Here is a 13,090-nt window from a genome sequence, read left to right on the forward strand (position 1 = left end):
AAAGCAGTCAGTGGACAGGATGAGGGTCCTTTACTAGCGTCTAACCACACCAGATTTCAAGCCAAGGGTTCAACACCCAAGCGCCAAGGTGAAAAAGAGGCGCAATTATCGAAAAGGAGATCGAAAATGGCTGAAGTAATGAAAGTAGTGGATGTCGAGTTAAAAATACTTAAATCAAACCCACCGCAGCTACACATATCGGCAATTGGCCTCGTGGGTTCTGCTGGATGGACAAACCCGAGATTGGAGCCACGGGTTTATATACAGTTCCCGCCTGACGGCATTCAAGACTTCGATTTTGTTGCTGATCCGCCCCAAGGAACTGTTATACAGGTCGTCCTTCCCATCGACGCATCAACGCTTTGGAAAGAGCCGCCACTCGATAAACTCAAGGGAGTAAGAGTCCACTCTGCTACCAATTCAGTTGAAGCGTCTGTTGAGAGTTGTAAGTCTTTGGCTGTTGGATAAACAACTCATGTGGAGGGGTACGTGCCAGGCCTTGCCTGGCACGTATCACCCATCGGAGTGAACGGGATTTTGGACGGTGGATGACAGCCAAGAAGTGCTTTGACTACACTGATTCCCGCTTGAACCCCACTCCATCACAAAAGCCCGATAACCATGAAAACCATAAAAAGCACAATGATGCTCTGTGGCCTGCTGGCGCTATCCTGCGGCGCTCAGGCAGAGCAAAACCCTTCGCACCTGGACACCGTCCTGCAACAGGGCCAACTGCGCGTTTGTACGACGGGCGACTACAAACCCTATACCTACAAAGGTGAGGACGGCGAATACTCGGGGATCGACATCGCCATGGCACGCACGTTGGCCGACAGCCTGGGGGTGAAGGTTGAGTGGGTCCAGACCACCTGGAAAACCCTGATGCCCGACATGCTCGCGGGCAAATGCGACATCGGCGTCGGCGGCATCTCCGTCACGCTGGAACGTCAGAAAAAAGCTTTCTTCAGCACCACACTGGATGTCGACGGCAAAATCCCACTGGTGCGCTGCGAAAATCAGGCGCAATACCAGACCATCGAACAAATCAACCAGCCTTCCGTTCGCCTGGTCGAACCGGCCGGCGGCACCAACGAAGCCTTCGTTCACGCCTTCCTGCCCAAGGCGCAATTGCGGCTTCACGACAACGTGACCATCTTCCAGGAGCTGCTGGACAAAAAAGCCGACGTGATGATTACCGACGCCTCGGAAGCGCTCTACCAACAGAAACTCAAACCGGGCCTCTGCGCCGTCAACCCGACGCAATTCATGCAGTATGGCGAGAAGGCTTACCTGCTGCCGCGCGATGACATCAGCTGGAAGTTGTACGTCGATCAGTGGCTGCACTTGGCCAAGGTGACAGGCAATTACCAAAAAATCCTGGGTCAGTGGATAGCAACGCCAGAGGCTAAATAACCCGCCGCGATCCATTCCATGTAGCAGCTGGCGAAGCCTGCGTCCGGCTGCACAGCAGTCGCAAAATCAGAACACGCATTACATCAGGCAAATCACGCAACGGCGGAAACCTCAGCCGTTGCGTCACCTTTAATCGTGCAGCAACCCCGAGCTGTACTCATTAAAGCTATTGCCGATGGCGCTGCCGCCAAGGTTCAACTTGTTGGGGCTATGGCCATCAAACTGTTGGCAGTCTTCTGAAAAGCAGGAACTGGTGCTCACACCCGAACAGGCGCTCAAGAGCAAAGCACCGGCGATCAGCACGACTTTGAAGAGGTTCGAGATCATTTTTCAGTTCCCTGTGGGCTGCAAGCGTGGCGACGTGATCTTAGGTGGTCATCCTATGCCGCAAGCCTGCCGGACTTGATGAAACATTGCTGAGCGACAGCGTTTGTTCAGCTAGTGCGGTTTTTTGAGGAAAAAAGGGTGCTCCCCAGACAAACTGTGAAAAGAGTAGCGTCCTACACCACACTAGGAATTGTCCGTACACTTATCCATTGCTGCGCTTTTGTCACGAGGCCTATAGTCCACCCGACGCCCAAATGGCGTGTCGGGTTTGGCGACTCGATGGCAATTGAACTGAAGCCTTCGACCATTTTCGGAGCGCTTCGGAACGCACCTAGCTGCCTGTTTTATGGTGGCTGTGCGCGGGAGACCTTAGGGTCATCCTGACGTCAAAAAGGGGCGCCCTCCCCGGACGCCCCTTCGGCCTCATCGAAGTCAGCCGAAAAATGCCGCCCCGTGTACCGCTGTCGCGGTTTGCCCGGATCCCTTCAATCACATAAGCTGGTCAGCATGAATACACATCCTTCGGAGGCTCCGATGGCCACCACTAAAAAAACCGACAAGCCCCGCAGAAAGGTCGTCCATAAAGAACTGACGTTCCTGGATGTTCGGGAAGCAGCGCGTGATGGGCAGAAAGTCTTTGATACGTTTGTGATCACTGGCAAGCTTCCTATTACAAAGTAGGCCTGGATGCCGGCAGTCAAAATTGCTGCAGTTTTTCAAGAAGTAAAACACTGGGAAATAATTACCGCACAGTTCTACAACTACAAGTTGTTCGGTGACCTGCCTGCCATCTTTGGTAGAGACGAGAAGCTCGACCTGAGCGAAATGCATCATATCCACCTCGCGAGCACAGAAGAGATACAAACCCGTTGGGCAAAAATCAGTCGTCAGTATTATCGCACCGCACTTGTTGATGATCCTGACAATGACTTCTGGCTCATCTATGCTTACGACGACTTCAGAGATGAATACTTACTGCTCACGGTCACGGGGGGCCGGATGCTCACAATCGTAAAGAATGGGGTTCGTTCCTGCGTACGATGCGCAACGATATCGTAGAGCCCTGGATTGTCGGCAAGATCAGATTCCCTGATCTGGATGATCTGTGAACTGTCCGCAAAAAACCCGGCGCTTGACCGGGTTTCTTTGATTACTACTTACCGCGAAAAAGCAAATCGAAAAAAACTTAAACCATTTCTGCAGCCTCTTCCTCGTTAGCCTCCTTTACTTTGAACTCTGGCACGAAAGAGAAGCCTGCTGCCTCCCAATCACGCCAGTCGGGCTTGACGCCCTCACGCCAAGGAGACTCGAACGGCCTGATAGGGTGATACTCAAATTTGTCATCGGCCTCCAATTTCAGATACCAGCCTGCCTCCACCCCATCCGGCTTTTCAACGGCAAGAGCCAGGACATGGTCTTCACTTTGAATGCCTTCCAACCGCCAATCGGGACGAAGCTTCTTTTTAATGTCATGTAAGCGTTGCGTCTGCAACTCTTTCAACACATCCGCCAACTCTTCATAGCCGCAACTACGTTGCTTATCCCCGACGCCCACAAACTTCGAATAGCCGATCGACTTCTGATCGAGCGCCAACTTATCCAGCTCCTCGCCCGTTCGAACGTGGAACACTATGTCTCCGACATCCAGATCGCTGTCGTTGAAGGTGATGCCGGACTTCATTTCCGCAAGGATGTAGAACTGCGCAGGAAACACAGTTTCCTTGAGGTTCTTGTCGTTGATGATGTTCCAGCGACAGGTCTTGTTCAACCGCCAGTTGGCGGGAGAAGCAGTACTCTTGATCTCGACCGTAGCACCCCACGTTAGCTGGAGATCGAAAACATCACCGTGGGGCTGCACCCTGTAGTGTTTGTCGATGCTATTGCTCAAATCACCATCACCCAAGTTGTAGGTGGTCAGCCTGCTTACCGTTTCACCAACAATCTTGTCGCATTGCGAAATCAGCTTTTTGGCAACGAGGTATTCGATCAATACGCCACGTAGCACAGGCACGTCCATATTGGAAAACGCCCATTGCCAGAAATCGTTGGCCGTATGAGCGGTGGTTGATTCACCAAAGGAAAATTTCGTTTGAGCGTCCAGTAAACGCTTCAGATTGATGTTCGACATTTCTTCCCTGCTTTAGTCAATGATGATTCAACCCTGACATGGGGCAAAATGATGGCACCTTCAAGTCCCGGCAAAAAATCCCACCCACTGTCGTGATGACAGTTCGAAAACTCCTTTCACTACACTGATTGTTGGCCGACAGCCTGGGCGTGAAGGTTGAGTGGGTCCAGACCACCTGGAAAACCCTGATGCCCGACATGCTCGCGCGAAAATGCGATATCGGCGTCGGGGGCATCTCCGAGGTATCGGCTAGCGCATGGTGGTCGAGCGCCCGTACCTTTCCTCATGCAACATGATCTACACAAAGCCATGATTCTAAAAATCCGGAAATCGCTTTTTCGAAGGCAAAGAAAAACCCGGCATTTCTGCCGGGTTTTTCATACCGCTCTAAGCGCGCCGTTTGATTGCGACCTTCGACCAAAGGGTAAAGGCAACTGGTGGTGTCCAGCCTAAGTTTGATGTGTGCTCTTGCAGGCACAAGTACCTATTGCCTTCGTAAGTCACGCCATCCTCCTTGCGATACCGATGGTTCAATTGCCATTCAGGATACTCTGGGTCTGTTATGTCTCCAGCGGTTCTAACGCTCAGGCTCTTGCTTGGAAGCGACTCTTTTCCCGAAGAGTCTGTTGCCGTAACAAAGTAGCTGTATTGAGTGTTCGACGTTAGACCTGAGTCTTCCAGTGTCAAGGTCGCCGTATGGCCTATTGGAGTCCCATTTCGGTACAGCGTGTATGTCTCGATCGGACGAGGACCGGCTGAAGCCCCCCAACTCAAGGTCATGCTGGTTTCAGCCACGTCCCTGGAGGACAAATTTTCGGGAGCCGTTGGCCGGTCACCAATACCCGTCTCACCGTGAATCAACGGAGCATAGCGATTGTAGAACTCCCAATCGTAGGGAACATTGTCCTTGCTAACGCCATCGTCCCAGTTGATCGACCAGGTCATCAGCCCTTTGATGGAATGGCCGGCAGCATCGAGACGTTTGAAAGCATTTACCACTGCTGCTGGATCAATCACATAGCCGGTGGCCGCAGCGTCAACGTTGGCGGGTAAGCCAATGACAAACTTGTCCGCGGGAATGGCGATGTAGTCCCGAATGCCAGTGACCAGGCTTTCGGTCAGGTAGTAAAGAAAGTCCTCTTTCATCGCATCATTGTTCTGCGCAATCCAGGCACCTTTACCGTCATCGGCCTCTTGAACCCAGATCCCGTCGCCACCCTGGTTGTAGTATTGAGGCGCAATGAAATCGTAGTACCCCTCGAGCGCCTGAATGTAACCAACGTACTTGCCGTCAACCCTGAGATAGGGAAACTCAGGCGCCATGCTGATGATGAAATGTTTCCCCTCACCCTTGTAGTGATCCTTCACCAGTTTCAAGGCTGCAGGCAGCACCGTCTTGTTGTCAGCGAAATCAATGGCGTTTTGCTCAAGGTCGATATCCAAGCCATCGAAGCCGTAGATTTCAACCAAACGGATGATCTCATTCGCCAGAGGTTGTTCATCCCCTTTGTGCAACTCGATATGAGCGTCGGCGCCACCCAACGAGATCAAGACAGCCCTTCCCTGGCTGTTCAGCACGCCTACCTGGCGGCGAAACTCGTCATCGGAGAGGTTATAGGGTTTGAAAGTAGGAATGCCCTGGCCTTTCATAAAAGCCACAGCAACAACGTTGTAGTCCTTGGGTACATCCACCAGATCCAGATTGGCGAACTGCCCACCTTGATAACCGTCAGCATGGCCAGCTGGCCAGTTATGCCAGAAACCCATCAGAATTTTTTTATTGGCAATACTAGGCATCAAAGATGCTGAATCACTTACTTTTGACTTCAGCAATGAAAAATCAATCTTGGACATTGTTCTATTCCTTCAGAACTATACTAGGAGCCGTACATGGCCCGATTTTATTTAAAGTTTACGTCAAACGCCTGATAGAACGCATTACCCGTATCAGCAACAACCCACAGCAGGACAATAACATGATGACCTTGCTTACCCATTGGCAGCTTCACTTCATGTTCAACCTTCGCCTTCAATTCGGCGGCATGTTCGTAGAAGGGAACCTGAGTATAAAAATCATCATAGAAGGACTTTGGCTCAAGCTGAGCGCGGCTGATACGCTTTTCAGGATCCCAACCATCCTTAGTAATAAACCAGCTAAAGCCCCGAGTCACGTGAGGCATGGTGTATACCCATTTGACATGAAACGCCTGGCCCGGATCGACATTCAATAGAGGCCAGGTAAATGGGCGATTTAGTTTTTGGCTCATTTCCTCGTTGGTAAAGTTAACGCAGTCGCGTTCATCAGTCTGGCCACCGCTGAGGATATAACCATCCGCCGGTGGCACCAGGCTCGCGAAGTCAGTCTCATAAGGTCTTGGGAATGGGCCTGCCGTCAATGATGGAAAGTTCTTACCTCCTTCCATTGCATTAGCATGCCAGTCAAGAATAAGGCCCTCGTCTGTAGCAATAGCAGAACGACTAGGAGGGGAAATTACACGACCGTGCCTCAACTGCGGATTGGATTCTGGCTTATTCATTGATTCATTCCTTTGATTAATTGATCTCCTCTCTAGAGGAGCACCCTCAGGCTAGCGCAAGGTTTTAGATTGTCCACCATAAAAAACAAATACGACTCAAAAGCAAAAGAACACAAACCGGTGAACTCTCCCAACACCCGTCTCTCACCGCTTCTACCCAAAAAACGGACGGAACGGTACTACCAAGCGGAGACATATCTATAACCTTTCGAAATAGATATCCAAAAACGTATAGCTTTAGCTTCTTGAACAAGAAGCATGGGCCCTGAAAATGTCGGCTAAGGTGAGACAGCGCCCTAGTGAGATGCGCATTTAAACTCCGATTGGGCGAGAAAAACTCAGGACACTTGCGCAGAGCATGGCGCATATTCTTTTGCAAGGAGGCGTACAAACATGGGCACTACAAAAGGCACTTCGGAATTCATTACAATCACTGAGGATAACAAGACATTTTCAACCTTACAGAAAGGCTTTAATCTCCGATGGCCGCCAAATGCCGGAACGGGAGCGAAACGAATCTACGTATGCAAAGCACCAGAAGAAGTACTGGACGCTGCGAATGAAGCTCTATCGCTAGACTTTCGGATCACCGTCAGGAGCGGAGCGCATTGCTATGAAGGCTTCGTATCGAACCAGCTAAACAACGAAAACCTGGCAATTATTGACGTGGGCGAACTCAAAGGTTTTTCTCATGATACTGACGGTAACATTCAGCCTTTATATAAACATGACAGCAATACCCCAACAAATTATAAATACGCCGCATTCACAGGCAGTCAGAACTGGGATGGTTATGTGGCAATGTATAAACAGAGCGGTAAGACAATACCTGGTGGTTCGTGCTACTCCGTAGGGGTCGGTGGCCACATCAGCGGCGGCGGATACGGTTTACTGTCTCGCCTTCAGGGGTTGACTGTCGACTGGGTAACAGGAGTGGACATCTTGATTCCGGACCCTGCCAATAGCGGCAAATCGTTAGTCCCTGTCCATGTCAGCCCGAGTTCAACTTCTAAAACACATCGAGAACTTTTCAAGGCTTGCTGCGGGGCGGGCGGCGGCAATTTCGGCATCATTATCCGATACTACTTCAACGACCTGCCCGAGGCCCCACAAAAAGCTTATTGGACGACCCTCTCGTGGGAGTGGTCAGACTTCGATAAAATTAGCTTTAGAAAGTTTCTGCGCGGATATCATGACTGGTTCGCCAAAAACGACTCAGACGCAACCTCCAATACTTTATCAAAAGCAAACGGTGGTCTTTTCACCCTACTGAAACTGAATCACATCGACTCCAACCCGAAAGTTATTCTGGCCATCCAATACACGGGGCGCGATGGCATGGTGGGCGATCATGAACGAGATGCACCCTTTAACGATTTTCTCTCAGCAATAAACAGTGCAGCACCAGGTCACGGCAAACTGTACGACGGCTTCGTATTACCAAACATCGCACCAAGACCTCATAGCATGGCGGGCAGTGCTATCACCAAAGCGTCGCCAGGACTTCTTATGGACTGGTTCTACATCACCCAGATGATTAATGCGTCAGGAAACAATCAAAGAGGAAAATACAAATCTGCCTACCAAGTGGATAATTTTACCGACGAAGAATGCGATGCATTTTACAACAATCTCAGCATCCCTTCCAAAGATGGGACATTCAGTCAATCGCTTGTCCAAATAGACTCTTATGGTGGAAGAATCAATAGCTTCGGCCAAGGAGATACCGCAGTACCGCAGCGCAAATCCTTATTAAAATCTCAATATCAAACCTACTGGACTGACCCTGCTCAGGATAACGTTCAACTCGCATGGATCAATAAAATCTACGAAGACGTCCACGCTAGTCAACCCGACAAGCGACCTGGCGTCGAGGGGCGATATGAAGGGTGCTACATCAACTATCCGGATGTGGACATGCTATTGGTAAACGGCACGTCCAATGATAGTTGGCTTGAGCTTTACTATGGAAATGCGGGTTTGGTAGAGGAGTTAATTACCTTGAAAAACCAGGTAGACCCTAACAACCTTTTCAGGCACCAGATGTCGATACCCCTCGCACGAGACCGTAAAAGACAATAAGGGACACACATTCCCGACTGCATGCACTGCTTCGGCAGTGCGTGCGCCTTCTTTGGGATCAATTAGCCGCCTGACAGGCCACCAGTGCGATCAGTCCTTGGTCGCCGGCATCCTCAACACCCACGCCTCCTCCCCCAATCCTGATAAACTCTGTCATCGCCTCACCCTCATTCTATTTAGATATCTCCATGTCCCCAGCAACCACGCCAACCGCCGTCCCAGCACTCTCCCGCCGCTTCTCCGTCGCCCCGATGATGGATTGGAGCTACTAAGCTTGAGAACCATCGCAATAAAGGCCTCCATAGATGGAAAACTTTTCTCGTACCACTTTCGTACCAGCGCTATTTGTTAGACAGCCTCAAGTTGCTGCTTAAGCGGGCCGATGTTGACAATCGAGTTACGGCCAGGGCAGCCCTACTACCCTTTCTAGAATGGAGCCGCTAAGTAGCGGTGGTCAAACCACAGAAAAAGAGACGACAGAGACTCCGAGCAAACCTATAACTGTCTACCGGAACTCACAATTATAGTTATTTTCCATTCGCACTCATTGCGGAACCATTAATCGCTGCCCCAAGAACACCAATTGATTTATCAACAATTTCATTTTCAGCCATGTCAGGATGGGCCTCCTGGAGCTTATTTATAAAGCTACTATAATAGCTATCCCCCCCTACCATCATCAAAGATGAATTTACCAGCGAGTTATATGTCTCCACCACTTTCATCGCACTGTTTGGCTCCAGCAGTGCACCTGCTTCTGCTACCACAGAACAAACTATATCCTTTTCAGTACCATCCTTCTTTTTTTCCGTCTCTTTACATTTATTAGTAAAATAAATATTTGCCAGTACGGTTGACATTTTAGCGCTAGACACTATCAACTCAGGATTGTTGATAGTAAAAGCACTGCTTACTCCTGATACTTCAACAGCACTTACCTCAAAAGTCGCTAACGCTATTAATCCTACTATGGCTGATCTCATATGTTGGCTCACTTTATCCAATCACTTTTTGGCTGTTTTCCGCCCCCAAACAAGATCAATGACATCCTTGTCCTTTTATATTTTTAGCACATATGGGGGAAAACGCAGTGATTATAGCGTCCAAAAACCAGCCCCTTCTGGTTTCAGAGCCCCCACCGATGACCTCTAACTGTTGAACGAGGGGCCCCCTTCTTGACCTGTGACCGCTTCAGACCAATAAGGCCTTGGTGTTTTGCTTCTCGCTTGGCGTACTGCGGTCTTTGGCGGCCCTTGATTTTCTCTGAATTTGCACAAGACCTAAGGCTTATCATAAAAAGAAAGCATCGCTACTTAACGGAGACCAAGACATCGTTCTAGCCGGTCAAGCTGGGCAGGGATGCCGGGTACCACGAGCGGGCCGCGCTTGCCGTACGCCTCTCGCAGGCCGAGCAGGCCCATCGCTGCAATCGGGGGGGCTACCGCTTTGCCGCTACGATGCACGCCCTCCTGACAGTCGATAATTGAAACCAAGCATAGCCTTGGTATCAGTACCACGCGCCGATTTTACTTGGTGCCCTGTACTCCCAAATAACTCGTTGGCAGGTGAAGCGCAACGATGTGCAGGCCAAGAAAGATCGCAAGCTTGAGCTACTCAGTCCTTCCAGCAGCACGCGGGAGAGGCGGTCTATCAAACGCCACCAGCAATACAGGGCCCTTGGAGACGGATCACGAATGGACTCTGCGATAGCAGGCTACTCTCTAAGAGAAGTCACTCACCAAAAGCAGGGAAGAAGAATGGTCGATTTTAAAAAGCGGTTAAAAAACAAAACAGTTGAGTCCAGGGTGGAACCTATTGAACTCTACGACTCATTAGATCGTCGGAGCGAGGCGGGCCCATTACGTGAATCTCAGCGCGCTATTCTTACAGAGTGGCATCAGTCTAAAAGAACAGATAAAGACGTAATCGTAAAACTCCACACTGGCGAAGGAAAGACTCTGATTGGATTACTCATACTGCTATCAAAGTTAAACGAAACGGGGGAACCATGCCTGTTCCTTTGCCCAAACATCTATCTCGCGACGCAGGTTAGATCTGAAGCAAAAAAATTCGGCATCCCCTATTGCGAAATCGAAGAAGACAATGAAATACCCGATGGATTCTTACTAGGAAAGAACATACTCATAACTCACGTACAAAAACTTTTCAATGGAAAAACAAAATTCGGACTAAATAACAAATCAATCAGTACGGGAACGATAATACTTGACGACTCCCACGCGTGCATTGATTCGATAAGATCATCTTTAACCATCAAAGTGAAAAGAGACCATAAGCTATACGACCGCCTTTTAGCTATTTTTGAGCAGGAGTTGCGGGACCAAGGGGAAGGTAGCTACCTGGAAATAGAAAGCGGTAGTTACTCAACAATGCTGCCTATACCTTATTGGGCCTGGTCAGAAAGAAAGGACGAGGTGATACCTATATTGATGGAATATAAAAAGGATACCGAAATTGCTTTTGTGTGGGAGCTAATCAAAGACAACCTCCAAAATTGCCAAGCATTCGTTTCAGGAGCGTTCTTAGAAATCTCTCCTATTTTGATGCCTATTGATGCATTCGGCACTTTCTCCAAAGCGAACCAAAGAATACTCATGTCCGCGACTACGCAAGATGATGCATTTGCTATAAAAGGACTTGGTTTTGATGTTAGCTCAATTCGCGCTCCCTTAACAAACACCAATCTTCGATGGTCTGGAGAAAAGATGATTCTCTTGCCATCTCTTATAGATGCCACTCTTGATCGAGAAACAGTAATTAACTGGTTAGCGAAACCGTACGATTCAATGCAGTTTGGCATCGTATTCCTTACACCAGATTTCAGCAAAAGAAGCCAGTACGAACGTATAGGGTCAAGAGTCGCGGATACGGGTAACATATTTGAATATGTTCAAAAGCTTAAGTCTGGCGAGCACTCCACACCTATAGTATTCGCCAATAGATACGACGGCATCGACTTACCGGATGACGCCTGCAGAATATTAATTCTTGACTCCAAACCTTATTTTGACTCTCTCCTTGATCGATACGAAGAAGACTGCCGCGTAGATAGCGACATAATCAATATCAAAATCGCACAAAAAGTGGAACAAGGTCTAGGCCGCAGTGTCCGGGGCGAAAAGGATTATAGCGTTATTCTGGTAACTGGCGGCGACCTTACAAAATTTATAAAAAGCCAATCAAGTAAGAAATATTTTTCACCACAAACCATAAAACAAATTGATATAGGAATCCAGAGTACGTCATTTGCAAAAGAAGATCTAGAAACCGACACGCCTGCAAAAAAAGTTCTGGCCAACCTGGTTAATCAGTCATTAGCCAGAGACGCCGACTGGAAAGAATTCTATATAGAAGGAATGAATGAAATTACTGAAACAGCACAACCCGAAGGTATCTACGACACATTAAATCAAGAATATCAGGCTGAACGTGAATTCGCTGCTGGGAAAATTCAAAAAGCCTGTGAAATAATGCAGGGGCTTTGTGACAAGTTCAATGACATAAAAGCAGAAAAGGGTTGGTACACACAGCAACTTGCTCGATACAAATACGGCATCAGTAAAATCGAGTCAAACACCATTCAAATCACTGCATTCGGATTAAACACCCAACTACTAAAGCCAAAAACAGGAATAACGTACAAATCTATAAACTATATAAATGAAAATCGCCATGCACGAATAAAAACCTGGATAAAACAATTCAAAACCAATGAAGAACTACAACTTTACACCAATGGATTACTGGATAACTTAGTATTCGGTGTTGCATCGGAAAAATTTGAGGCCGCGCTCAAAACGCTAGGAAATGCTCTCGGTTTTGTCAGTCAGAGACCAGACAAAGAAATCAAGAAAGGCCCAGACAACTTGTGGTGCATAGGGACAAATAGTTATATTTTACTTGAATGCAAAAATGAAGTAGATGGTAGCAGATCAGAAATAAACAAACATGAAGCTGGGCAGATGAACACTCACTGCGGATGGTTCGAAGAGAACTACAACGATGCCGACTGTAAACGCATACTAATCATCCCACCAAAAAAATTATCTTACCATGGTAATTTCACTCACGAAGTTGAAATCATGAGAAAAACCGAATTAAACAAACTCCGCGCCAACTTCAAATCATTCATAATGGAACTGTATGCTACCGATCTGGATCACATAGATGATGGCAACCTTCATAAACGCATACAGTTCCATCAGCTCGACATTCAGAGCCTGCTAAACTATTATTCCACACCATATATAAAATCAAACAGCTGACAAACCGCTCAGTTTGAAAAATGCCAGCCACATAGTAGGGGCCTCTCACAGTTTAGAAAAATAGGCGCGAAGCCCCTACCGATTTCGTAAATAAAAAATCGGTCGCTCCCCGCCTTATTTCAAGAAAATAGCGTTATTTTCGGCGCTTGAAAGACAGAACCGTACCTTGTGATCTTGTTGAATCCACATCATGGCCATGATCTGCGATCACCAGGGGCTTTGAGGGACCGATTGTAACGGTGAGCATGGGGTGTTCAAGCATAACGCACACAGACATAAAACGATCTCCAGTTTTCGAGACAGCACTCGGAAACGAG

11 protein-coding genes and 1 pseudogene are annotated in these 13,090 nt (G+C 48.4%); 7 read left to right on the top strand and 5 right to left on the bottom strand.

Annotation, left to right across the window (positions count from 1 at the left end; all coding sequences use genetic code 11):
• Positions 1-126 precede the first annotated feature (126 nt).
• Positions 127-468 carry a hypothetical protein gene (locus ACA044_RS18895; RefSeq protein WP_497442750.1) on the top strand — a complete coding sequence of 114 codons (342 nt, stop codon included), beginning with the start codon at positions 127-129 and terminating at the stop codon, positions 466-468.
• Positions 469-621: 153 nt separating this feature from the next.
• A complete protein-coding gene (locus tag ACA044_RS18900; protein ID WP_497442751.1) occupies positions 622-1,413 on the top strand; it encodes a transporter substrate-binding domain-containing protein in 792 nt (263 codons plus the stop codon).
• Between the two features lie 129 nt (positions 1,414-1,542).
• On the opposite strand, the gene ACA044_RS18905 is transcribed toward ACA044_RS18900, so the two are convergent.
• A complete protein-coding gene (locus ACA044_RS18905) occupies positions 1,543-1,740 on the bottom strand; it encodes a hypothetical protein (protein WP_497442752.1) in 198 nt (65 codons plus the stop codon).
• Between the two features lie 534 nt (positions 1,741-2,274).
• On the opposite strand from ACA044_RS18905, the gene ACA044_RS18910 reads away from it, so the two are divergent.
• Together ACA044_RS18910 and ACA044_RS18915 are read left to right on the top strand one after the other, a co-directional pair.
• Positions 2,275-2,421, top strand: coding sequence for a hypothetical protein (locus ACA044_RS18910; protein WP_192343297.1), 147 nt, complete (start codon positions 2,275-2,277; stop codon positions 2,419-2,421).
• Between the two features lie 6 nt (positions 2,422-2,427).
• A complete protein-coding gene (locus ACA044_RS18915; RefSeq protein WP_497442753.1) occupies positions 2,428-2,799 on the top strand; it encodes a type II toxin-antitoxin system YafO family toxin in 372 nt (123 codons plus the stop codon).
• Positions 2,800-2,926: 127 nt separating this feature from the next.
• Here the strand turns inward: ACA044_RS18915 and ACA044_RS18920 are convergent, their stop codons facing one another.
• The gene (locus ACA044_RS18920; protein ID WP_497442754.1) at positions 2,927-3,868 is read right to left on the bottom strand and encodes a hypothetical protein; all 942 of its coding nucleotides are present in this window, start codon (positions 3,866-3,868) and stop codon (positions 2,927-2,929) included.
• Between the two features lie 131 nt (positions 3,869-3,999).
• Between ACA044_RS18920 and ACA044_RS18925 the strand changes: the two are divergent.
• Positions 4,000-4,107 (top strand): annotated as a pseudogene (locus ACA044_RS18925) (transporter substrate-binding domain-containing protein); the annotation flags it as partial.
• Between the two features lie 148 nt (positions 4,108-4,255).
• Here ACA044_RS18925 and ACA044_RS18930 read toward each other — a convergent pair.
• Entirely contained in the window at positions 4,256-5,722 is a 1,467-nt protein-coding gene (locus tag ACA044_RS18930; RefSeq protein WP_497442755.1) for a carbohydrate-binding protein, read from the bottom strand.
• 47 nt (positions 5,723-5,769) lie between these two features.
• A complete protein-coding gene (locus ACA044_RS18935) occupies positions 5,770-6,405 on the bottom strand; it encodes a lytic polysaccharide monooxygenase auxiliary activity family 9 protein (protein WP_497442756.1) in 636 nt (211 codons plus the stop codon).
• Between the two features lie 393 nt (positions 6,406-6,798).
• Here ACA044_RS18935 and ACA044_RS18940 point away from each other — a divergent pair, with 393 nt between their 5' ends.
• Entirely contained in the window at positions 6,799-8,487 is a 1,689-nt protein-coding gene (locus ACA044_RS18940) for a BBE domain-containing protein (RefSeq protein WP_497442757.1), read from the top strand.
• Between the two features lie 527 nt (positions 8,488-9,014).
• Here ACA044_RS18940 and ACA044_RS18945 read toward each other — a convergent pair.
• The gene (locus tag ACA044_RS18945) at positions 9,015-9,470 is read right to left on the bottom strand and encodes a hypothetical protein (RefSeq protein ID WP_497442758.1); all 456 of its coding nucleotides are present in this window, start codon (positions 9,468-9,470) and stop codon (positions 9,015-9,017) included.
• A gap of 711 nt (positions 9,471-10,181) precedes the next feature.
• On the opposite strand from ACA044_RS18945, the gene ACA044_RS18950 reads away from it, so the two are divergent.
• A complete protein-coding gene (locus ACA044_RS18950) occupies positions 10,182-12,773 on the top strand; it encodes a DEAD/DEAH box helicase (RefSeq protein ID WP_497442759.1) in 2,592 nt (863 codons plus the stop codon).
• Positions 12,774-13,090: the final 317 nt, after the last annotated feature.

Source organism: Pseudomonas sp. LBUM1673 (assembly GCF_059695645.1).